24 protein-coding genes, 1 tRNA gene and 6 pseudogenes are annotated in these 19,718 nt (G+C 67.6%); 20 read left to right on the forward strand and 11 right to left on the reverse strand.

The features are described from left to right. Positions 1 to 36: 36 nt before the first annotated feature. Positions 37 to 588 (reverse strand): isochorismatase family protein, encoded by a 552-nt coding sequence (locus ACHMWU_RS13995; protein WP_396044581.1) that lies wholly within the window; start codon positions 586 to 588, stop codon positions 37 to 39. Further along, positions 585 to 1,842 (reverse strand): annotated as a pseudogene (locus ACHMWU_RS14000) (nicotinate phosphoribosyltransferase). Before ACHMWU_RS14000 ends, ACHMWU_RS13995 begins: the two are co-directional and overlap by 4 nt. A 143-nt stretch (positions 1,843 to 1,985) precedes the next feature. Here ACHMWU_RS14000 and clpS point away from each other — a divergent pair. From clpS to ACHMWU_RS14055, 11 genes and pseudogenes are all read left to right on the forward strand, one after another. Then, positions 1,986 to 2,265 (forward strand): annotated as a pseudogene (gene clpS / locus ACHMWU_RS14005) (ATP-dependent Clp protease adapter ClpS). Next, entirely contained in the window at positions 2,262 to 2,849 is a 588-nt protein-coding gene (locus ACHMWU_RS14010) for a DUF2017 domain-containing protein (RefSeq protein ID WP_396044583.1), read from the forward strand. Before clpS ends, ACHMWU_RS14010 begins: the two are co-directional and overlap by 4 nt. 151 nt (positions 2,850 to 3,000) lie before the next feature. Next, the gene (locus tag ACHMWU_RS14015; RefSeq protein WP_396044585.1) at positions 3,001 to 3,507 is read left to right on the forward strand and encodes a Mov34/MPN/PAD-1 family protein; all 507 of its coding nucleotides are present in this window, start codon (positions 3,001 to 3,003) and stop codon (positions 3,505 to 3,507) included. Then, complete coding sequence (locus tag ACHMWU_RS14020) at positions 3,507 to 3,821, forward strand: MoaD/ThiS family protein (RefSeq protein WP_396044587.1); 315 nt, start codon at positions 3,507 to 3,509, stop codon at positions 3,819 to 3,821. The genes ACHMWU_RS14015 and ACHMWU_RS14020 overlap by 1 nt, the downstream gene beginning before the upstream one ends. Then, the gene (locus tag ACHMWU_RS14025) at positions 3,803 to 4,750 is read left to right on the forward strand and encodes a PLP-dependent cysteine synthase family protein (RefSeq protein ID WP_396044589.1); all 948 of its coding nucleotides are present in this window, start codon (positions 3,803 to 3,805) and stop codon (positions 4,748 to 4,750) included. The genes ACHMWU_RS14020 and ACHMWU_RS14025 overlap by 19 nt, the downstream gene beginning before the upstream one ends. Before the next feature lie 443 nt (positions 4,751 to 5,193). After that, complete coding sequence (locus ACHMWU_RS14030; protein WP_396044591.1) at positions 5,194 to 5,892, forward strand: SGNH hydrolase domain-containing protein; 699 nt, start codon at positions 5,194 to 5,196, stop codon at positions 5,890 to 5,892. Between the two features lie 49 nt (positions 5,893 to 5,941). Beyond that, a pseudogene (locus ACHMWU_RS14035) lies at positions 5,942 to 6,918 on the forward strand (ribose-phosphate diphosphokinase). 100 nt (positions 6,919 to 7,018) lie between these two features. Next, positions 7,019 to 7,830 (forward strand): annotated as a pseudogene (gene murI / locus ACHMWU_RS14040) (glutamate racemase). Beyond that, a complete protein-coding gene (locus ACHMWU_RS14045; RefSeq protein ID WP_396044593.1) occupies positions 7,827 to 8,627 on the forward strand; it encodes an MBL fold metallo-hydrolase in 801 nt (266 codons plus the stop codon). The pseudogene murI and the gene ACHMWU_RS14045 overlap by 4 nt, the downstream one beginning before the upstream one ends. Continuing rightward, on the forward strand, positions 8,617 to 9,339 hold the full coding sequence (gene rph, locus ACHMWU_RS14050; RefSeq protein WP_396044595.1) for a ribonuclease PH: 723 nt from the start codon (positions 8,617 to 8,619) through the stop codon (positions 9,337 to 9,339). The genes ACHMWU_RS14045 and rph overlap by 11 nt, the downstream gene beginning before the upstream one ends. Next, positions 9,332 to 9,945, forward strand: a pseudogene (locus tag ACHMWU_RS14055) (non-canonical purine NTP pyrophosphatase). The gene rph and the pseudogene ACHMWU_RS14055 overlap by 8 nt, the downstream one beginning before the upstream one ends. Positions 9,946 to 9,969: 24 nt before the next feature. Here ACHMWU_RS14055 and ACHMWU_RS14060 read toward each other — a convergent pair. The 4 genes from ACHMWU_RS14060 to ACHMWU_RS14075 form a co-directional block, all read right to left on the reverse strand. Continuing rightward, on the reverse strand, positions 9,970 to 10,677 hold the full coding sequence (locus ACHMWU_RS14060) for an SGNH/GDSL hydrolase family protein (RefSeq protein ID WP_396044597.1): 708 nt from the start codon (positions 10,675 to 10,677) through the stop codon (positions 9,970 to 9,972). A 66-nt stretch (positions 10,678 to 10,743) separates the two neighbouring features. After that, positions 10,744 to 11,208 carry a tRNA (cytidine(34)-2'-O)-methyltransferase gene (locus ACHMWU_RS14065; protein WP_396044599.1) on the reverse strand — a complete coding sequence of 155 codons (465 nt, stop codon included), beginning with the start codon at positions 11,206 to 11,208 and terminating at the stop codon, positions 10,744 to 10,746. Continuing rightward, a complete protein-coding gene (locus ACHMWU_RS14070) occupies positions 11,208 to 11,414 on the reverse strand; it encodes a benzoate/H(+) symporter BenE family transporter (RefSeq protein ID WP_396046756.1) in 207 nt (68 codons plus the stop codon). The genes ACHMWU_RS14065 and ACHMWU_RS14070 overlap by 1 nt, the downstream gene beginning before the upstream one ends. After that, positions 11,332 to 12,402 carry a benzoate/H(+) symporter BenE family transporter gene (locus ACHMWU_RS14075; protein WP_396044601.1) on the reverse strand — a complete coding sequence of 357 codons (1,071 nt, stop codon included), beginning with the start codon at positions 12,400 to 12,402 and terminating at the stop codon, positions 11,332 to 11,334. The genes ACHMWU_RS14070 and ACHMWU_RS14075 overlap by 83 nt, the downstream gene beginning before the upstream one ends. A 175-nt stretch (positions 12,403 to 12,577) precedes the next feature. Here ACHMWU_RS14075 and ACHMWU_RS14080 point away from each other — a divergent pair, with 175 nt between their 5' ends. The 4 genes from ACHMWU_RS14080 (at position 12,578) to ACHMWU_RS14095 (ending at position 14,413) form a co-directional block, all read left to right on the forward strand. Further along, positions 12,578 to 12,811: a hypothetical protein gene (locus tag ACHMWU_RS14080; RefSeq protein ID WP_396044603.1), complete on the forward strand. Its 234-nt coding sequence runs from the start codon at positions 12,578 to 12,580 to the stop codon at positions 12,809 to 12,811. Between the two features lie 84 nt (positions 12,812 to 12,895). Beyond that, the gene (locus ACHMWU_RS14085; RefSeq protein ID WP_396044605.1) at positions 12,896 to 13,789 is read left to right on the forward strand and encodes a DMT family transporter; all 894 of its coding nucleotides are present in this window, start codon (positions 12,896 to 12,898) and stop codon (positions 13,787 to 13,789) included. 12 nt (positions 13,790 to 13,801) lie between these two features. Next, positions 13,802 to 14,008 carry a GntR family transcriptional regulator gene (locus tag ACHMWU_RS14090; protein WP_396044607.1) on the forward strand — a complete coding sequence of 69 codons (207 nt, stop codon included), beginning with the start codon at positions 13,802 to 13,804 and terminating at the stop codon, positions 14,006 to 14,008. Between the two features lie 33 nt (positions 14,009 to 14,041). After that, the gene (locus ACHMWU_RS14095) at positions 14,042 to 14,413 is read left to right on the forward strand and encodes an FCD domain-containing protein (RefSeq protein WP_396046758.1); all 372 of its coding nucleotides are present in this window, start codon (positions 14,042 to 14,044) and stop codon (positions 14,411 to 14,413) included. Here ACHMWU_RS14095 and ACHMWU_RS14100 read toward each other — a convergent pair. From ACHMWU_RS14100 to bcp, 4 genes and pseudogenes are all read right to left on the reverse strand, one after another. Further along, positions 14,406 to 15,140: an AIM24 family protein gene (locus ACHMWU_RS14100; protein WP_396044609.1), complete on the reverse strand. Its 735-nt coding sequence runs from the start codon at positions 15,138 to 15,140 to the stop codon at positions 14,406 to 14,408. The genes ACHMWU_RS14095 and ACHMWU_RS14100 overlap by 8 nt on opposite strands. Before the next feature lie 75 nt (positions 15,141 to 15,215). Beyond that, positions 15,216 to 15,295: transfer RNA gene (locus ACHMWU_RS14105), tRNA-Leu, on the reverse strand. A gap of 13 nt (positions 15,296 to 15,308) precedes the next feature. Beyond that, positions 15,309 to 15,548: an HNH endonuclease signature motif containing protein gene (locus ACHMWU_RS14110; protein ID WP_396044611.1), complete on the reverse strand. Its 240-nt coding sequence runs from the start codon at positions 15,546 to 15,548 to the stop codon at positions 15,309 to 15,311. Between the two features lie 344 nt (positions 15,549 to 15,892). After that, positions 15,893 to 16,356, reverse strand: a pseudogene (bcp, locus tag ACHMWU_RS14115) (thioredoxin-dependent thiol peroxidase). Positions 16,357 to 16,430: 74 nt separating this feature from the next. Between bcp and ACHMWU_RS14120 the strand changes: the two are divergent. The 5 genes from ACHMWU_RS14120 to ACHMWU_RS14140 all read left to right on the forward strand — a co-directional run bounded on the left by ACHMWU_RS14120 (position 16,431) and on the right by ACHMWU_RS14140 (position 18,723). Beyond that, positions 16,431 to 16,679, forward strand: coding sequence for a DUF3618 domain-containing protein (locus tag ACHMWU_RS14120; RefSeq protein WP_396044613.1), 249 nt, complete (start codon positions 16,431 to 16,433; stop codon positions 16,677 to 16,679). Between the two features lie 2 nt (positions 16,680 to 16,681). After that, positions 16,682 to 17,002, forward strand: a complete 321-nt coding sequence (locus tag ACHMWU_RS14125; RefSeq protein ID WP_396044615.1) for a GroES family chaperonin — start codon at positions 16,682 to 16,684, stop codon at positions 17,000 to 17,002. 7 nt (positions 17,003 to 17,009) lie between these two features. Further along, positions 17,010 to 17,948 carry an aromatic acid exporter family protein gene (locus ACHMWU_RS14130; RefSeq protein ID WP_396044617.1) on the forward strand — a complete coding sequence of 313 codons (939 nt, stop codon included), beginning with the start codon at positions 17,010 to 17,012 and terminating at the stop codon, positions 17,946 to 17,948. A 45-nt stretch (positions 17,949 to 17,993) separates the two neighbouring features. Then, the gene (locus ACHMWU_RS14135; RefSeq protein WP_396044619.1) at positions 17,994 to 18,128 is read left to right on the forward strand and encodes a hypothetical protein; all 135 of its coding nucleotides are present in this window, start codon (positions 17,994 to 17,996) and stop codon (positions 18,126 to 18,128) included. A 337-nt stretch (positions 18,129 to 18,465) separates the two neighbouring features. Further along, positions 18,466 to 18,723, forward strand: a complete 258-nt coding sequence (locus tag ACHMWU_RS14140) for a hypothetical protein (RefSeq protein WP_396044621.1) — start codon at positions 18,466 to 18,468, stop codon at positions 18,721 to 18,723. 119 nt (positions 18,724 to 18,842) lie between these two features. On the opposite strand, the gene ACHMWU_RS14145 is transcribed toward ACHMWU_RS14140, so the two are convergent. Next, the gene (locus ACHMWU_RS14145; protein WP_396044623.1) at positions 18,843 to 19,718 is read right to left on the reverse strand and encodes an HpcH/HpaI aldolase/citrate lyase family protein; all 876 of its coding nucleotides are present in this window, start codon (positions 19,716 to 19,718) and stop codon (positions 18,843 to 18,845) included.

Below are 19,718 nucleotides of genomic sequence, written 5' to 3' on the forward strand. Positions count from 1 at the left end.
ATACGAGATCCTTGGTCGCAGTCACACCGGCAAAGCTCAGGCTGTGGATACTCCAGCAGCGATCCACTCGCTGTGCACGGCGGCGAGGTTCTCGGCCGACACCGCCGCGGTCAGTCCGGTCAGCACCCGCACGGCGAAGCCCTCGGCCGCAGCGTCGAGAGCAGTCGCCCGCACGCAGTAGTCGGTTGCGATGCCGCACACGTCGACGGTGTCGACTCCGGCATCCCGCAGCCAGTCGCCGAGGCTGACGCCGGAGGCCGAAGCGCCTTCGAAACCGGAGTAGGCCGCGGCGTACTCGCCCTTGAAGAACGTCTCGGCGAACATCGACGGCTCCAACGGCTCGTGGAGCAGTCGCCCGTCGGTTCCGACGACGCAGTGGCGCGGCCACGAGTCGACGAAGTCGGGGGAGTCCGAGAAGTGGCTGCCGGGGTCGATGTGGTGGTCGCGGGTCGCGACGACCGTCTCGTACCCACCCGAGGCGATGAGGCCCGCGACGTCCTGGGCGACCTGGGCCCCGCCTGCGACGGCGAGCGAGCCACCCTCGCAGAAGTCGTTCTGGACATCGACGACGATCAAGGCGGTGCTCATGCGTCTCCTTCTTCGAACACGGTCGGCAGCACGGGATCGCTCTTGGACAGCTGACGAGCTGAGACCGGCAGCTCGGCCAGTGCCGTCTGCAAGCGGGCACGGGCCTCGTCGAGCGTGTCGTGGTGGACCCGCTTGCCGTCGCGGACCAGCTCGACGAGAAGGGGGCGGTCGTCCCCGTCGTCGACGGGGGCCGCGCCGATGCCGATGACCTCTGCCTGGGCGCGACCGGTCTTCGAGAGGCGACGCAGGGCGTACTTGCGTCCGCCGACCGACGCCTTGTCCTGGCTCTTCTTGGCGACCGGCACCATGACGCCCTCGTCGTCGGCACGCGACACGAGCTTGTAGACGAAGCCGCTGGTCGGCACACCCGATCCGGTCACGAGCGACGTGCCCACGCCGTACCCGTCGACCGGTGCGACGGCGAGGGCGGCGATCGCATGCTCGTCGAGATCGCTCGTCACCGTGATGCGGGTCGCGGACGCGCCGAGCCCGTCGAGCTGTTTGCGGACCGTCGTCGCGAGCGAGACCAGGTCGCCGGAGTCGATGCGCACGCCGCCGAGCTGCGGCCCCCGCGAGGTCGACGGCGGTGCGGATGGCCTCGGGGATGTCGTAGGTGTCGACGAGCAGGGTCGTCCCAGGTCCGAGCGCGCGGATCTGCGCCTCGAAGGCGTCGCGCTCGGTGTCGTGCAGGAGCGTGAACGAGTGCGCGCTGGTTCCGGTTGTCGGGATGCCGTAGGTCCGCCCGGCCTCGAGATTCGAGGTTGCGGCGAAACCGGCGACGTAGGCGGCTCGGGCCGCCGCAACAGCGCTCGCCTCGTGGGTGCGGCGTGAGCCCATCTCGATGCACGGGCGGCCGGCCGCAGCGGTGATCATGCGTGAGGCGGCCGTGGCGATCGCCGAGTCGTGGTTGAGGATCGACAGCAGGACGGTCTCGAGGATGACGCACTCGGCGAACGTGCCCTCGACGATCAGGACCGGCGACTGGGGGAAGTAGATCTCACCATCGGGGTAGCCCCAGATCGAACCGGTGAACTCGAAGTCGGCCAACCAGGCCAGGGTGTCCGCGTCGACGACCTGTGCCTCGCGGAGCCACTCGAGCTCGTCCTGACCGAACCGGAAGTCTGCCAGGGCGTCGAGCGCTCGGCCGGTCCCGGCGACGACGCCGTAACGGCGTCCGCCCGACAACCGACGGGCGAACAGCTCGAAGGCAGAGCGGCGGCCCGCAGTGCCGTCGCGCAAGGTCGCCTGCAACATCGTGAGCTCATAACGATCTGTCAGGAGTGCTGTGCTGGACTGCGCTGTACGAGAAGGTGCGGTCACCCGTCCAGAGTAGCCACGACCTGTTTCGTGTCGTGTGGAGTCTGCGACACAATGGGGTGGTGTCCACTCCCAGCGCCATCGAGATCGTCAAGCCCGAGGTCGACGACGTCGTCGAGCTCGAAGATCCCTGGGTCACGATCGTCTGGAACGACCCGGTCAACTTGATGTCGTACGTCGCCTACGTGTTCCGCAACTACTTCGGCTACACCGATGAGAAGGCCCATGAGCTGAATGATGAAGGTGCACCACGACGGCAAGGCGGTCGTCTCGAGCGGCAGCCGTGAGCAGATGGAACGACACGTTCAGGCGATGCACGAGTACGGGCTGTGGGCGACGCTCGAGAGGCAAGACGCTTGAAGCCCTTCAAGAGACGTCGCAAGGGTGGCGTCACGGCGACGTTCGAGCTGGGCGAGGCGCACCTCCTTGCGAGCCTGGCCAGCCAGGTCATCGAGCTGCTGCGTGACCGCAACGGTGCCCCCGAGTCCGATGCCGACCCGTTGGCGGTCCAGCTCGGCATGGGCGGCCCCTCGTTGCCGCCCGAAGATCCCGTCCTGCAGCGGCTGCTGCCCGATGCGTACCGCGACGACGCCGAGGACTCTGGTGAGTTCCGTCGGTACACCGAACGCACCCTGACGTCCGTCAAGGTCACCAACGCCGAGGCCCTGATCAGCTCGCTGGTCGACGGTGGTCTCGACTTCGGTGAGCTTCCAGACGAGGACGACGGGCAGCGGATCGAGGTCGAGCTCGACGACGCCGAGGTGCAGTCGTGGCTGCGGGCACTGACCGACATCCGCCTGTCGCTGGCGGTGCGGCTCGGAATCGAGTCCGACGAGGACTCGGTGCTGATGGCCGAGTCCGAAGACGAGCAGACTGCGGCGATGTCCGACATCTACGACTGGCTCGGCTTCGTCCAGGAGACTCTCATCGCGGCGCTCGACTGACCCGGGCTACCTGCCGAGGGACGCTGTCACGCCCCGGGCGCTGTCACGCGAGGTGCGTGCCAACGACCCGAGGCCTCGTGGGAAACCGTGAGGGCATCTCATGTTTGAGGCGTCCCGGCGAGGGTCCGCGCAGCCCCGATAAACTTGCCGTGTGCTGACCATCGACCAGACGACGTATGACGCGATCATCGCGCATGCCCGCCGCGACCATCCCGACGAGGCCTGTGGCGTCGTCGCAGGCCCCGTCGGCTCCGACGTCCCGGCCCGTTTCATCCCGATGCTGAACGCGGCGATGTCGCCGACGTTCTACGAGTTCGACTCCGGTGACCTGCTGAAGCTCTACCGTGAGATGGACGACAACGACGAAGAACCCGTCGTGATCTATCACTCGCACACGGCAACCGAGGCTTATCCGTCTCGTACCGACATCAACCTCGCCGGCGAGCCGGGGGCTCACTACGTGCTGGTCTCGACCCGAGACGGCGCGCACGAGTCCGGTCCGGTCGACTTCCGGTCGTACCGCATCGTCGACGGCGAGGTCGCTGAGGAAGAAGTTCGGGTCGTCGAGACTTATACAGACAGCAGCGCTGCAGACAGCGAAGCTTCAGACGACACCGTCACAGACGAAGGCTCCACCCAACAGAAGGCAGAACACTGATGGCCATCGAGGTCCGCATCCCCACGATCCTGCGTCCCTACACCGGCGGCGAGCGTGCCGTCGAGAGCTCCGGCGCGACGGTCACTGAGCTGATCGACAAGCTCGAGGCCGATCACGCCGGCATCAAGGAGCGTCTGCTGGAGAATGGCGAGGCTCGTCGTTTCGTCAACATCTACGTCAACGACGAAGACATCCGATTCACCGGCGGGCTCGAGACTCCGGTCGCCGATGGCGACACCGTGGTCATCCTGCCGGCGGTCGCCGGCGGTGCCGTCGAGCCGCTGATCGGAACCCCGTGCGCTTCGACTCCCTGATCGACTCGGTCGGTGGCACGCCCCTCGTGGGGCTGCCGCGGCTGTCGCCAACGCCCGACGTCCGGCTGTGGGCCAAGCTCGAGGACCAGAACCCGACCGGGTCGATCAAGGACCGTGCGGCGTTGAGCATGATCCTGCGGGCCGAGAAGGACGGCCGGCTGTCGCCCGGCTGCACGATCTTGGAGCCCACGAGCGGCAACACCGGCATCTCCCTGGCGATGGTCGCGCGTCAGCGTGGCTACAACATCGTGTGCGTCATGCCCGAGAACACGTCGATCGAACGCACCCAGCTGCTGACGATGTGGGGTGCCCAGATCATCACGTCGCCGGCGGCGGGCGGCTCCAACGAGGCGGTTCGCGTCGCCAAGGGCATCGCTGCGCAGAACCCCGACTGGGTCATGCTCTACCAGTACGGCAACCCGGCCAATGCCGATGCGCACTACGACGGGACGGCTCCCGAGATCCTGGCCGATCTGCCGGAGGTCACCCACTTCGTGGCCGGGCTCGGCACGACCGGCACGTTGATGGGTGTGGGTCGCTTCTTCCGTGAGCACAAGCCGTCGGTGCGCATCGTCGCCGCGGAGCCACGTTACGGCGAGCTCGTCTACGGGCTGCGCAACCTCGACGAGGGCTTCGTCCCCGAGCTGTACGACGCGTCGCTGATCGACTCGCGCTTCTCGGTGGGCCCGCGCGATGCGGTGAGGCGGGTGCGCGAGCTCGTCGAGCTGGAAGGCATCTTCGCCGGCGTCTCGACGGGGGCGATCCTGCACGCGGCTTTGGCGCAGGCCGCCAAGTGCGTCAAGGCCGGCGAGAGCGCCGACATCGTGTTCGTGGTGTGCGACGGCGGGTGGAAGTACCTGTCGACCGGCGCCTACGAGGGCACCCTCGACGAGGCCGAGGATCGTCTTGACGGTCAGCTCTGGGCCTGAACAGGCACGGCGACTGCGATTTGGGTGAGTCTGGCTATCATCGCCACGGGCCATCGGGACGTCCAGTCGATGGTCCTCGAACTTTCCACGACGCACACGGGGGCAGGGCACGGCATGCGGCTGAAACAGTTCATGGTCGGCGTCGCGGCATGCGCGATGCTCGGAGGACTCGCTGCTTGCAGCTCGACGCCGGACGACGACCCGGCCACTCCGACGGCTGCGGCGAGCACGACCCCGGCCACGATTCCGCCGCCCCCGTCATCGAAGGCAGCCGGGCTGGCGCCGGGTGCAGCCGTGCTCGGAGACGACCCGAGGTCCAGCCCCGCAGGAGAGCCCGTCGACACTGTCGACTGGATGACGCCTGACCCGGCAGACGCCCGCAAGTTCTCTGAGACACCGGACTCCTGCCACCAAGACCAGAAGAGCGCTGGCTGGTCAGCTGTGTGCTCGGCGACCCCGACGGTGACGTCGACGTCGCTGTCGTCGGGGACTCCAAGACTCGGCAGTGGGCTCCAGCTCTCGACATCGCCGCCAAGGAGCTCGGCTGGCGCCTCGTCGTGTCGACCAAGTCGACGTGCGCGTTCACGACAGCAGAGGTCGCGCACGGTGGCGCCTACAAGTCGTACCCGTCGTGCGACCAGTGGAATGCCGACCTGATCGCCAAGCTCGAGCGCGACAAGCCCGACATCGTGATCAATGCGTTGTACAAGATGAAGGCGCGCAACATCGGCACGGGAGTCGAACCACGCGACCTGATGATCGACGGCGTGCGCGATGCCTTGGGCCGGGTCGCCGCCCACGGTGCCCAGGTCATCGTCTTCGACTCGACGCCCATGAATGGCATGGACATCCCCCAGTGCGTCATGAAGCACGCGTCGAAGCTGACGGAGTGCTCGACTCCACGCGAGAAGGCGTACGGCTCCGACGTCACCTGGGACGACGCGTCGATCGAGCGGGCGTTGTCCGAGGTGCAGGACGCGCATCGCATCAACGTCAACGACTACATCTGCCCCGGGTCGGCGTGCGCGCCGGTCATCGGCAACATCTTGGTCTTCCGCGACCGGCACCACGTGACAGTTCCGTACATGAAGACCTTGGCTCCCATGGTGCTGGCCCAGCTGAAGGCGCTTGACCTGAACTAGTCGTGGTGACGGCCGCCACGCGCCATCTTCTTCGACTACTCTCGTCCTCGTGAGTCAGATCGTGGTCTTCTCCGGAAGCGCGCACCGCCCCCTTGCCGAGAAGATCTGCTCCGAGCTCGGACAGCCCTTGTCGGCAGCCGAAACCATCCGGTTCAGCAACGACTGCCTGCAGGTGCAGCTGCTCGCGAACTGTCGGCGCAAGGACGTCTACATCATCCAGCCACTCGTGCCGCCGACGCAGGATCACCTGATGGAGCTCCTGCTGATGATCGACGCGGCCAGGGGAGCCAGCGCCGACTCGGTGACTGTCGTGATCCCGCACTACGCCTATGCGCGGTCCGACAAGAAGGACGCTTCGCGTATCTCGATCGGCGGCAAGCTCGTCGCCGACATGCTGACGACGGCCGGCGCCGACCGGGTCGTCACGATGACGTTGCACGCACCGCAGGTGCACGGCTTCTTCAGCGTGCCGGTCGACCATCTCACCGCGATCGGCGAGCTGGCCGATCACTACCGTGGCCGCGACCTGAGCAACACCGTCGTGGTCTCACCCGATCTCGGCAACGCGAAGACGGCCTCGTTGTTCGCACGACTGCTCGGCGTGCCGGTGGCCGCTGGCAGCAAGCAGCGCCAGGCCGACGACAAGGTCGTGATCGATGCGATCGTCGGTGACGTCGCCGGCAAGACCGCGATCGTGCTCGACGACGAGATCGCGACGGGTGGCTCGATCATCGGCCGATGAACAAGCTGCAGGACGAGGGATGTCTTGAGGCGTCCGTGGCCTGCACGCACGGGCTGTTCACGGGCAAGGCCGTCGAGCGACTGCGCGACCACCCGGCGATCACCGAGGTCGTCACGACCGACACCGTGCCGCGGCCGGCCGACTGGCCCGAGCTGCAGGTGCGGTCCGTCGCCGGGCTCTTCGCCGAGGCGATCGCCCGCATCCACGCAGGGGAGTCGGTCTCGTCGCTGTTCGACGGTGTCGATCCGGCTCACGCGCCCCCGCAGCCCGAGCTGCCGCTGTGACTTGTCGTCGGTCCGTCGCCCCGTGCACGTGACGCGTTCGGGTGTGATCTTCGGCCCGTTCACTTTGCTGTTACACGATGCGCCCGTACGCTTTTTCGTTGTGAGCGACGCACCCATCGGCATCTTCGACTCAGGCTTCGGCGGCCTGACGGTGGCACGCGCGATCCTCGACCAGCTCCCGCACGAGCCGGTGATCTATCTGGGCGACACAGCCCGACAGCCCTATGGTCCCAAGCCGATCTCCGAGGTACGTGAGTACGCGTTGGAGTGTCTCGACCACCTGGTCGACCAGGGTGTCAAGGCGTTGGTGATCGCCTGCAACTCCGCGAGCGCTGCCGTGCTGCGAGATGCGCGTGAGCGTTACGACGTCCCGGTCGTCGAGGTCATCGTGCCGGCCACCCGCCGGGCCGTCAGCGCGACCCGCAACGGCGTCGTCGGCGTCATCTGCACCGAGGCGACGGCCACGTCCCGCGCCTATGACGACGCCTTCGCGGCGAACCCGCGCATCGCCCTGCACACTCGTGCCTGTCCACGGTTCGTTCGACCTGGTCGAGCAGGGGGTCACGAGCGGGCCCGATCTGTTCGGCTGCCGCACAGGAGTACCTGCAGCCCCTGATCGACCTCGAGGTCGACACCCTGGTGCTGGGCTGCACCCACTACCCGTTGCTGACCGGTGTGCTGTCCTACGTCATGGGCGACGGGGTCACGCTGGTGTCGAGCGCGGAGGAGACCGCGAAGGACGTCTACGCCTTGCTGGTGCGCGAAGGACTCGAACGCGACGCTGCGCTGGCGCCTCCGGCGCACGGCTTCCTGACGACCGGGCGGCCAGATGACTTCGCCCTGCTGGCACGCCGGTTCTTGGGTCCCGAGGTCGAGACAGTGCGCCAGTTCGCGTGGGTGGGAGCAGCATGAAGCCGACCGTCGTCGGTTGTGCGGGGTCGTTCCCGAGCCAGGAGTCGCCTGCCAGCTGTTATCTGCTGGAGGCGCCGTTCGAGGGACGGACCTATCGTCTGCTGGTCGATCTCGGCAGCGGTGCCTTGGGCAACCTGCAGAGCTTCTGCGATCTGCGTGACATCGACGCGATCGCGATCTCGCACATGCACGCTGACCACTGCTTCGACCTGTCGGGCCTCTACGTCGTCAGCAAGTATCACCCTGAGGGCGCGTACCGACAGATCCCGCTGTACGCGCCGGGAGGTTCGGAGGGCCAGCTCGCCCAGATCTACGGTCTGCACGACGGGGACGATCTGTCGGGGACAGCTCGACCTGCACAGCTGGCAGGACGACGAGATCGTGCAGCTCGGCCCGTTCGAGGTCGTGGCGCGTCAGGTCGTGCATCCCATCGCGTCGTTCGGCATGCGGATCTCGTCGGGCGGACGCACCTTGGTGTACTCCGCCGACACCGGCCCGACCGAGATGCTCGGCGAGTTCGTCGCCGGTGCGGATGCCTTCTTGTGCGAGGCGTCGTTCGTCGAGTCCGGGACGAATCCTCCGAGCTGCACCTGACGGGGGCCGAGGCCGGTCACTACGCGACGGTGGGCCAGGTCGGACGCCTCTTGGTCACGCACATTCCAGCCTGGACCGACCGGGCCGAGGTCGAGTCCGACGTCAAGTCGACGTGGGACGGTCCCTACGAGCCGTCGAGGCCGGCTCGACCTACGACATCTGAGTCATCGCCAGGGCCGATAGGCTCGCGGCATGACTCGTGAAGACGGCCGTACCGCCGACCAGCCCCGCCCCGTGACGATCACCCGCAACTGGCTCGACCACGCGCAGGGCTCCTGCCTGATCGAGTTCGGCAAGACCAAGGTGCTGTGTGCGGCGAGCGCGAGCGAGGGCGTGCCGCGCTGGCGCAAGGGTTCTGGTCTCGGCTGGGTGACGGCAGAGTACGCGATGCTGCCGCAGGCGACCCATGACCGTTCGGCGCGCGAGTCGGTCAAGGGCCGGATCGGCGGTCGCACGCACGAGATCTCGCGCCTGGTCGGACGTTCGCTGCGCATGGCGATCGACTACAAGGCGCTGGGCGAGAACACCATCACGATCGACTGTGACGTCCTGCAGGCCGACGGCGGGACCCGGACAGCCGCGATCACCGGCGCGTACGTCGCGCTGGCCGACGCGGTCGAGCACCTGCGGGCCAAGGGCGCCCTGGCGGGAGAGCCGCTCGTCGAGTCGGTCGCGGCGATCAGCGTGGGCATCATCGACGGGGTGCCGCTGCTCGACCTGCCCTACGTCGAGGACGTCCGTGCCGAGACCGACATGAATGTCGTGATGACCGGATCGGGCAAGTTCGTCGAGGTACAGGGCACGGCCGAGGGTGCGCCGTTCGACAAGGCCGAGCTCGACGCGCTGCTCGAGCTGGCAGCGAAGGGCTGCGTCGATCTGACCCGCCTGCAGGCTGAGGCGCTGGGCCGTGGCTGACCAGATCGTCCTGGCGTCCAACAACGCCAAGAAGCTTGCCGAGCTGCGTCGCATCGTGACGCCGCTGGTGCCTGGCATCGAGGTGCTGGGGCTGGGTGACTTCCCGCCCTACGACGAGCCGGCCGAGACCGAGCCGACCTTTGAGGGCAATGCGTTGATCAAGGCGCGGGCGTGCCTGGCCGTGACGGGCCTCCCGTCGCTGGCCGACGACTCGGGCCTGTGCGTCGACGCACTCAACGGGATGCCGGGAGTCTGTCGGCCCGCTGGTCGGGGGTGCCCAAGAGCGAGGGCGGCGACGCGGCCAACAACCGGCTGCTGCTGAGCCAGCTCAGCGAGGTTCCGCAGGAGCGCCGTACGGCGCAGTTCCGCTGCGTCATGGCGCTGTGCACGCCCGATGGTCGCGAGATCACCGAGCACGGGATCATGCCTGGACGCATCCTGCTGGCCGAGCACGGAGGGGGTGGTTTCGGCTACGACCCGCTGTTCGCTGCTGACGGGTACGACGTGTCGACCGCTGAGCTGGACCCGGCGGAGAAGGATCGCATCAGCCACCGGGGCAAGCGCGTTGACGGCGATGGCTCGTCGATCGTGGCGGCCCTGCGCTGACCCCGCCCGGGACGGCGGTCGGACCTAGCCGGCGTCCAAGGAGCGGAGGACGCGGCGGGCGATCGCCGCGCTGCCGTCACGGTTGGGATGGATGCCGTCGACGACTCGGGCGGCGTTGAGCGCACCGCCCAGGTCGATGAACTCCACCCCGTGCGAGAGAGCCTGGGCCCGGATGATGCGGGAGACCCGTTGGCCGTGCGCCGGCTGGAACGGCCCCCACGGTGGGCTCAGGACGATGATGCGGACGCTGCTCGGCAGATGGGTCTGCAAGGTGTTGAGATAGGTCGCGACGGCATGCTCGAGGTCAGCGTTCGATGCGAGGGCGAGGACCCCGTCGACACAGCGCGCCCAGTCGTTGCGTCCACCTTCGACGATCAGGATCGACGGCGCCGCACCGCTGTAGGCATCGGTCCGATCGATGAACCGGTCGCCGCGGCACTGGTGCCCCGGGCGGAGGTAGCCCGAGCCCGACTGGGCGTACGTCGTGACCTCGGCGTCGAGCGCACGTCCCGCGAAGCTCCACCACGCCTGGTCGGGATCGCCGGGGGAGTCGTTGTAACGGGCCGTGATCGAGTCGCCGACCACGACGATCCCGCGAGGGGCGATCATCGAGACGCCATGGGTCGGACCGCCTTGGGCGGCCCCCTGCCACAACAGGTAGGGACCGACGGCGAGGACGAGTGCCAGCGCGACGGCGATCGGGCTGCGTCTGGTGATGCGTGGCCGGGTCATGCGGTGTTCTCTTTCTGGTGCGAGAGCGCCACTGTACGCCCGCCGACTGCGGTCTCGTGGGAGGTTTCAGTCAGGAAGTGCGAAGTCGTGCTGGCGCCACGCCTCGTACACAGCGATCGAGGCGGTGTTCGCGAGGTTCATGGACCGACGGCCCGGCAGCATCGGCAGGCGCACGCGCGCCGCCAGACGGGGGTCGTCGAGCACGTCGTCGGGCAGGCCGGTCGGCTCCGGCCCGAACAGCAGGACGTCACCGGGTTGGTAGGCGACGTCGGTGTAGAGCTGCTCGCCCGAGGCGGTGAAGGCGAAGACCCGGCCGGGAGCCAGAGTGGCCAAGGCAGTGTCGAAGTCGGCGTGGACCGTCATGACGGCCAGGTCGTGATAGTCCAGTCCGGCGCGGCGCAGCTGGACTCTTCGAGGTCGAACCCCAACGGCTCGACGAGGTGAAGCTGCAGCGCCGGTGACGGCGGCTAGGCGGATCGCAGCACCGGTGTTGCCGGCGATACGGGGCTCGTAGAACAGAATGCGGAACATCAGGATCGCTTCCAGTCGAGGACAAGATGGACGAAGAGGCCGGCCAGCAGCGCCCAGAATGCTGAACCAATGCCGGCGGCGGAGATGCCCGAAGCAGCGACGAGGAACGTGATGACTGCGGCCTCACGTCCCCGGCGTTGGGTCACGGCGCCTTCGAGCGCGTCGGCGAGGGTGCCGAGCAGGGCAAGGCCGGCGACCGTCGCGATGACTCCGACAGGGGCGACGGCCCACGAGCGCCGCCAGCGCGGCCGACGCGATCGCGAGGACGACGTACGTGGCGGCGGCCGACTGGGCGGCGATCCAACGGCGGCGCGGGTCGGGGCCTGCGGGAGGTCCTGCTGCCAGGGCGGCGCTGATGGCTGCCAGGTTGACCGAGTGACCACCAGCGGTCGCGCCTGCCATCGTCGCGACACCGGCCGTGACGATGGTTCCGCGCCATGGCACGTCATAGCCGAGGGACTTCATGATCGCGACGCCAGGAACGTTCTGGGAGGCCATCGTGACGACGTAGAGCGGAAGAGCGATGCCGATGACAGCGGCCCAGGACCACTGCGGCGCGGTGAACGTGAGCTCGGGGGTCAGGGATGACGCGGTGATCGTGGTGCCGTGCCGGGCCATGTCGATGCCGATGACGACCCCGGCAGCCAGGAAGGCGGCCGGGACCGCCCACCGAGGCGCGAACCGGATGCCGAGCAGCCACACCGCGGCGATCGGCAGGATCGCGCCGGGGTTGTCCTTGACGGCCGAGACAGGCGCGAGGCACAGCTCGAGGACGACTCCGGCGAGCATGGCCTGGGCGACCGGAGCAGGGATGCGGGCGATGAGCCGGCCCAGCGCCGGCCACAGGCCGGTCACGACGTATCCGGCGCCGGCCACGATGAAGGCGCCGACGGCGACGGGCCAACCGCCGTCGAGAGCGTCGGTGCCGGCGAGCAGCGCGACGCCGGGCGTCGACCAGACCAGGATCAGGGGCATCCGGTAGCGGCTGCTGAGCCACCACATCCCGACGGCCTGGGCCAGGCACAGCGCCAGCAGGCCCGACGCGGCCTGGGTCGGTGTGGCGCCGACGGCCACGAGCCCGGTCAGGACGACGGCGAAGGCGCTGGTGTAGCCGACCAGGGCGGCGATGATTCCGGCGGAGACTGGTTGCTGGAGGTCGCCGCGCCGCGGCTGCCCAGAACTCTCCCGCTTCATGATGGTTCAGCCTAGACTCATCGGCTATGTCCACTCCCCAGCGCGTCCATGTCGTCCACACCTACTCCTCGGATCCGGCAACGGTGTTCGAGAAGCTCTCCGAGCACGAGAACCTCGGCCCGATCTTCGGTGCCAAGATCTCGCGCGTGCGGGACGGAACACGTCCCGCAACGGCGTGGGTTCGACCCGCAGCCTCAAGATCGGGCCGTTGCCGGCCTTCCACGAGACCACGACGGTCTCGGAGCCGAACACGCTGATCGAGTACAAGATCACGAAGGGCAGCCCGCTCAAGGGGCACTGGGGTCGCCAGGTGCTGACCCCCACCGCGGACGGCGGAACTGTGCTGGACTACACGATCGGCTTCGACATGGCCGTCCCGGCGCGGCCGGCGTCGTGGCGAAGGTGCTGACCAAGAACATCTCGAAGGGCCTGGGACGGCTCACTCAGTAGGCCAGAAAGTAGGCCAGGACGCGAGATTGTGTAACAATCTGATGTGCGCCCTGTTCTGTTCATCATCATGTCGGCAGTGTGCTTCGGCACGACCGGCACCGCCCAGGCCTACGGGCCGCAGGCGGCGTCGAGCTCTGCGGTCGGGCTGACCCGCATCGTCGCCGGTGGTGCGCTGCTGGCTGCCCTCGCCTGGTGGCAGGGGCGGCGGGGCCAGCAGCGTCCGACGACATGGACTCGTCGCCAGCTCGGCGCCGTGCTGCTCGGAGGAGCTGCTGTCGCCGCCTACCAGCCGACGTTCTTCGAGGGTGCGCGGCTGAACGGAGTCGCCGTGGGCGCCGTCGTGACGCTGGGCGCGGCGCCCGTCCTGACCGGCCTGCTCGAATGGGCGGTGCGTCGTACCCCGCCGACCCGGGTCTGGTTCGCGGCCACGGCCTGCGCCGTCGCCGGAGTCACGCTCCTGAGCGGTCTGCTGGAAGGGTCTGGGCAGGGCATCAGCCTGCGCGGGCTTGTCGGATCGTTGGGCGCCGCGCTGTCGTACGCGGTCTACACGCTCGCCGCCAAGCACCTGCTCGACGAGGGATGGCAGCCTACCGTCGCCGTGGGCTCGATCTTCGGGACGGCGGCCGTCATCGGTGCACCCTTCCTCCTGCTGGTCGACCTGGGGTGGTTGGCCACCGGGTCGGGCATCGCCATGGTCCTGTGGCTCGCGGTCGTCACGATCGTGCTGGCGTACGTGATGTTCGCGATCGGGCTCAGGTCGCTGAGCGCCTCCACCGTCGCGACGTTGACGTTGGTCGAGCCGTTGACCGCCTGCGTCCTGGGAATCGCGCTGCTGGGGGAGCAGCTGAGCGGAATCGGTTGGACAGGGCTGGCCGTGCTGCTGCTCGGTGTCACGCTCCTGGCCCGCCCGCGACAGCGTGCCGGAGCCACAGCATGACGCGGGCTACCGGTGCCGACCGGCTGGCCGACGGCCGCGGCGCCGGGTGCTGTCAGGAAGCTTGCCCCCGACACCCCGATGCGCGAGGAGGCGCTCAGCCACGAGCATGGCCTGTCGCGGCACACGGTCCGTCGCGCCCTCGAACGGCTCGTGGCCCAACGTCTGCTCGTCTCCCGCGCCGTACCGGGGTGTGCGAGTGATCTCGTTCGCGGACGCTGACGTCATCGCGCTGCAGCAAGCTCCGTTTCGGCGCTGGAGTCCGAAGCCGTCCGGCTCCTCAGGGCCGAGCACGGAGACACCTGGCCCGATCAGGTCCTCGCGCCGCTGGAGGCTGCAGCAGGGCGCTTGGCCACGGCGACGCAAGCCGAATCCGCCCACGCCGAGTTCCACCGCCTGGTGGTCGCCTCGGCGGGCAGCACCCGCATCACCGAGGCGTACGCAGGACTCGACGCCGAGATGCTGCTGTTCCTGCGCCAGCTGCGCTTCCACTACGACGCGGCCGCGCTGTGCACCGAGCACACGGCCTACCTGCGCGAGATCCAACGAACAGGGGAGCAGGCGGTGCGCTCCCACCTCGACCACTCCACGACGATGCTGCTGGCCGCACGCAACGCCGTCAGCTGAGGATGCCGCCCAAGATGCCGCCACCCACGGCTGCGGCTGCGACGTTCCCGCCGTTCCCGCCGCCGCCCTGGCCATAGGCAGGTCCTTCGGACGGCTGGACGACGACGAAGCCTGGGCCCTGGAAGGCGTACTGGAACGCCTCACCTGAGCCGCCGCGCAACGACGAACGCATCGACATGCTGTTGTGGATCTGCGGGGTCAGGTTGGCCGACCAGCAGACTGCGGCGTTGATGTCGACGTACGTCGGCTGCTGCGAGCAGTCGAGGATCATCGGGTCGCCGTGCGCGACCAGCGCAACCTGGCCATGGCCGGAGACGATCGTGTTGAACAAACCGCCCGCCGCGACGCCGACTCCCTTGACCCGTCGGATGTCGTGGTCGAGGCTCGCGTCGAAGGCCAGCAGGTTGCGTCCATTGATCGAGATGCCATCGCCCTCGAGCGTCAGGATGAAGACGTTCTTGGCCGTGTCGGCGAAGAAGATCTCGCCCTGTCCTGCCACCGTCATGAGCGGGTTGTCCTCGCTCGTGACGACCTTCTTCATGAGCTTGCCGATGCTGCCCGCCGACTTGTGCTCGAAGGTCACCTGGCCCTGGTAGGCGACCATGACGCCCTTCGTAGCAAGAACAGGCGCACCCAGCGTCACCTTGAGCATGCGCGGATTCTGGAGGGCGAACCGATCGGAGGTCTGCACCTCGAGATTGGCCTGGTTGAACAGATCAGACTTCATGGCAGTTCCTTCGGGGTGCGGTCGCCCGGACAGGACCATCCTGCCGGGTGCGAGAAGGTGCTCAGATCAGGTATGTGCCGATGACAGGACTCGAACCTGCACGCCTAAGCACGGCATCCTAAGTGCCGCGTGTCTACCAGTTCCACCACATCGGCCAGCAGGGACAAGTTAAGCATCGCTCTGTCTGGTCTCGTCGATGGCAGCCTGTGTGGTGGAATCTCCCCGGCCTCGACCAGCGAAGTTCGGTGTCAGCCGGTGGCAGTTGGGACACAGGAACCGAAGGTTCTTGAGAGTGTTGTTGTGCAAATCGCCGTCGATGTGGTCGACATCGAGGATTAGCGGCTGCAGCATCCAAGTTCCCTCGTTGCCGCAGCACGAGCATTGGTAAGCAACGCCGGACTCGACCATGGCTCGGCGGAGTAGGTGCGGCTTCTCGCGTCGGGTTCCGAGGTGTCTCCTTGTCAGGATGGAAGTCGCGTCCAACTTCGGTCGATGCCCGCCAATGGGCTTGCGTCGGAAGTGGTTTGTGTCCAGCCGTACCGCTTGATCGTTCGACTGATATGACTATGCGTGCCGCCGTTGGCGCGCAGCCCGAGGCGACGAAGGACGTCAGCGACCGACGTCGCCTCGGCCACGATTGGTTCAAGAAGTTCACGAGTGTATTTGTAGGGAGTGCCCATCTAGCCACGCTAGAACAGAGGTCAGACATGCCTTCCTGGTCAGCTGTAGCCGACCGCTTTGTAGCCGACCCGCTATTCCAGGCCGAGGTCGCGGCGCAGCTGGCGACGTGGCCCGTGGCCTTGACGTTGTACTGGGCGACCTGGACGGTTCCGTCCTCGACGACGAACGTCGACCGGATGACGCCCTCGACGACCTTGCCGTAGAGCTTCTTCTCGCCGAAGGCGCCCCACGCCTTGAGGACGTCCTTTTCGGGATCTGACAACAGCGTGATGGTGAGCCCGTCGCGCTCGCGAAACTTCGCGAGCTTCTCGGGCTTGTCGGGCGAGATGCCGATGACGGTGTACCCCTCGGCCTGCAGACGGTCGATCGAGTCGCTGAAGTCGCAGGCCTGCTTGGTGCAGCCCGGCGTCATCGCGGCGGGGTAGAAGTAGACGATGACCTTGCCGGTCTGCGCCGACAGCGTGACCGGTGTGCCCTGGTCGTCGGTCAGGGTGAAGTCGGGAGCTGGGTCGCCTGCCTGCAGTCGCGTAGTCATACGTCCTATCCTTACGTATGCGTGCGGGTCTTCCGTCCGCACCTCCGCAGATTCCCAGGTGAGCGAGGCACGTCGTGTCGAAGGCCAAGCCCGATGATCTTGTCGACGAGATCGAACAGATCCGCGAACGATTGGCAGATACCGTCGATGCACTGATCGACCGGTCCAATCCCAAGAACATCGCCCGCCGCGGCCTGGCCAACGTCAAGGCGCGCTTCGTCGACGAGACCGGATCACCGCGGCTCGAGACGATCGCCCCGATCGTCGGCGGTGCGATTGCGGTGGTGGCCGGAATCGTCGTCATCCGCAGCTTGCTGAACTGACCATGACGAGCAAGCTCCCGATCCGGATGCTGGCCGACCGGCTCCTGGTGGCGCTCGATCCCGATGCCGGTGACCGGCGCTCGACCGGCGGCATCGTCATCCCGGCGACGGCCGCCATGGGCAAGCGACTCTCATGGGCGCGGGTCGAGGCGGTCGGCTCCCACGTCCGGTCGGTCGAGGTCGGCGACCGGGTGCTGTTCGACCCAGAGGATCGCGCCGAGGTCGAGGTCCGCGGTGAAGCGCTGATCCTGCTGCGCGAACGCGATCTGCACGCCGTGGCCGCCGAACGTATCGAGGAAGGCCAGACAGGCCTGTACCTGTGAGCATCTCGTGAACGGTCCCCGTGACATCCCGCTTCGCCGGATCCGCCTGAACGGATCGGGCGACACCTGGCGCGACCGCCTGGAGCGGGTGCGCAAGCGGTGGAGACTGCTGCTGCGGCTCAGCGTCGCGACCGGGGTCTCGTTCTTCGTCGCGACGCACATGCTGGGCCACTCGCAAGCCTTCTTCGCGCCGATCTCTGCGGTCATCGTCATCATCGCCGGCGCAGGCCTGCGCGGACGCACCCTGTTTGAGCCGTGCTGGGTGTGGCGCTCGGCGTCCTCGTCGGCGAGCTTGCTGATCCTGACGATCGGGCGAGGAGCGTGGCAGATGGCGCTGGTCGTCGTGCTGACCGTCGTCATCAGCACCCTGATCGGCATCAAGGGGCTCGCGCTGACCCAGGCGGCCAACTCGTCGGTCCTGCTGGCTGCCGTCGTGCCGGCCGCCAACGCCAGCAATCCTGCGGTCACCCGCTTCCTCGATGCGCTGATCGGCGGCTGTGCGGGGCTCGCGATGGTCTTGCTGGTGCCCCGCAACCCCGTGCGTGACATCGACGTCGAGGTCCAGTCGCTGCTGCGCAAGCTGTCCGACGTCCTCGCCGAGTGCGCCGAGGCGATGCGCCAGGAAGACTCGGGAGCTGGCCGAGAAGGCGCTCGAGCACGCCCGCGGCTTGCAGCCGGGTCTGCAGGCGCTCGAGGCGACGGCGGCGAACGTCGCCGAGATCGCCCGGATGTCGCCGATGCGGTGGAAGCAACGCGATCACGTCGGTCTCTACGTGGGGGCCGTGCGCGATCTCGACAACGCGATCCGCGATGCCCGTGTGCTGGCCCGCCGTACCGCAGCGATGCTGCGCCACGGCGAGGCCGCACCTCGCGACATGGACCTTGCGGTGGACTCGCTGGCGCGTGCCGTCAGGATCTTCGCCGACGACCTGTCCCAGCGCGATGACTTCGACGAAGCACGCCAAGGCTCGTCGACGCCGCCCGCATCGCGGTGACCGCGCTGCCGGGTGCCATGACCCTCAACTCCGCCGCCATCGCAGCGCAGGTCCGATCGCTTGCCGCCGACCTGCTGTACGCCAGCGGTGCGACCCGCGACGAGATCGACGAGCGACTCGACTTCGACTGATCGGCCACGCACGGCGAGCCGCTCGGCTCGATCACGCGGCGGGTGGACATGCGGCCCGTCCACCCGCTAGCCTGCAGAAGCTGCTCCACGACGGAGCCCCGACTGACCGAGGAGGTGGACCCATGAAGAACATCATCACCGCGACACGCACCGTGGCCTTTCGCCGCGCCGTCACGTCCTTCGCCGGTCCGACCTCCGGAGCAGTGCACCTGAAGTAGCCATCAGCTGTTGGCACTTCTGCCGCTTCGGATCATCGATCTGAAGCGGTTTTTTGTTGTGCTCTGACGGTGACGAAGGCCAATCCCACCCACCCAGTCCTCAAGAAAGGAGGCGCGCCATGACCATGCAACTCGCCACACCCGACATGTCCGGACACAGCCCGACCGATTACGAATCGACGGCCAGAACATCAGGGGAGGAGGTGAAGGCAATGGTATTTCTCGAGTCACGTCCCGAGCCCGTCGTGCGCGCCTGGGACGAGATGTCGGAGATTGATCGTGCTGTACTCCTGGAGTCAGTGCGACAGCGTCGGAAGGCGCAGGCGCACAAGCAGCGGATGCACTCCGAGGTCTACGCGCTCAGAATCAACCGCTAACCCCACCGTCGGTTTCCCACGAGGCCTAGCCTCTTTGTCACGCACCCAGCGCTGTGACCCTAGGTACGTGACAAGGGCCCCAGGCCTCGTGGGAAACTCGCACCAGCGGGGGACGACGGTCAGCGGGAGGAGAGCGCCTCGGCAAACGCCAGGATGCGGTGGGCGTCGCGGATGTGCAGCTCTTCGACCATCTTGTTGTTGAACGTCACGACACCCTGGCCGGCGGCCTTGGCCTCGTCGAAGGTCGTGATCATGGCCCGGGCGTGCTCGATGTCGTCGGCCGACGGCGCGAATGCGACATTGGCCGGCTCGACCTGCGCCGGATGGATCAACGTCTTGCCGTCGAAGCCCATCTCCCGGCCCTGACGAGCCTCGGCGTCGAAGCCCTCGAGGTTCTTCACGTCGTTGTAGACACCGTCGATGATGACCTTGCCGGCGGCACGAGCGGCCAGCAGCGACAACGACAACGCGGTCAGGACGAGCGGATTGCGTCCGGGCACGTGCAGACCGTACGTCTCGTTGACGACGTCGTTGGTGCCCATCACGATGACCGTCAGACGCTCGTGGGCGGCGCAGATCTCCTCGGCGTGCAGCAGAGCGATCGGCGTCTCGACCATGGCCCACAGCTTGGTCTTCTCCGGGGCGCCGGCCGCTTCGAGAGCTGCGACGAGCTGCAGGACCTCTGCCGCGGAGTTGACCTTGGGCACCAGCACCGCATCGGGACCAGCCGCAGCGGCGGCCGTCAGATCCGCGTCGTGCCACTGCGTGCCGATGCCGTTGATGCGGATCGCGAGCTCACGATGTCCGTACTCGCCGGACGTCACTGCGGCGACGACGTTGTCGCGCCCTTGCGCCTTGGCGTCGGGCGCGACGGAGTCCTCGAGGTCGAGGATCAGCGCATCGGCGTCGATCGTCTTCGCCTTCTCGAGAGCGCGCTCGTTAGCGCCGGGCATGTAGAGAACGGAACGGCGGGGGCGCAGGATGTCGGTGGTCAT

Source organism: Aeromicrobium sp. UC242_57 (genome assembly GCF_044452305.1).
In the GTDB taxonomy this organism is placed as follows: Bacteria; Actinomycetota; Actinomycetes; order Propionibacteriales; family Nocardioidaceae; genus Aeromicrobium.

Excerpts from the sequence above, each read along its gene's own strand:
- ACHMWU_RS14125 (WP_396044615.1), top strand. The coding sequence starts at position 16,682 with ATGACGAGCAAGCTCCCGATCCGGATGCTGGCCGACCGGCTCCTGGTG.
- ACHMWU_RS14100 (WP_396044609.1), bottom strand. The coding sequence starts at position 15,140 with ATGAAGTCTGATCTGTTCAACCAGGCCAATCTCGAGGTGCAGACCTCC.
- ACHMWU_RS14060 (WP_396044597.1), bottom strand. The coding sequence starts at position 10,677 with ATGACCCGGCCACGCATCACCAGACGCAGCCCGATCGCCGTCGCGCTG.
- ACHMWU_RS14145 (WP_396044623.1), bottom strand. The coding sequence starts at position 19,718 with ATGACCACCGACATCCTGCGCCCCCGCCGTTCCGTTCTCTACATGCCC.
- ACHMWU_RS14110 (WP_396044611.1), bottom strand. The coding sequence starts at position 15,548 with ATGGTCGAGTCCGGCGTTGCTTACCAATGCTCGTGCTGCGGCAACGAG.
- ACHMWU_RS14045 (WP_396044593.1), top strand. The coding sequence starts at position 7,827 with ATGAAGCCGACCGTCGTCGGTTGTGCGGGGTCGTTCCCGAGCCAGGAG.
- ACHMWU_RS14020 (WP_396044587.1), top strand. The coding sequence starts at position 3,507 with ATGGCCATCGAGGTCCGCATCCCCACGATCCTGCGTCCCTACACCGGC.
- ACHMWU_RS14075 (WP_396044601.1), bottom strand. The coding sequence starts at position 12,402 with ATGAAGCGGGAGAGTTCTGGGCAGCCGCGGCGCGGCGACCTCCAGCAA.
- ACHMWU_RS14140 (WP_396044621.1), top strand. The coding sequence starts at position 18,466 with ATGACCATGCAACTCGCCACACCCGACATGTCCGGACACAGCCCGACC.
- ACHMWU_RS13995 (WP_396044581.1), bottom strand. The coding sequence starts at position 588 with ATGAGCACCGCCTTGATCGTCGTCGATGTCCAGAACGACTTCTGCGAG.
- ACHMWU_RS14065 (WP_396044599.1), bottom strand. The coding sequence starts at position 11,208 with ATGTTCCGCATTCTGTTCTACGAGCCCCGTATCGCCGGCAACACCGGT.
- rph (WP_396044595.1), top strand. The coding sequence starts at position 8,617 with ATGACTCGTGAAGACGGCCGTACCGCCGACCAGCCCCGCCCCGTGACG.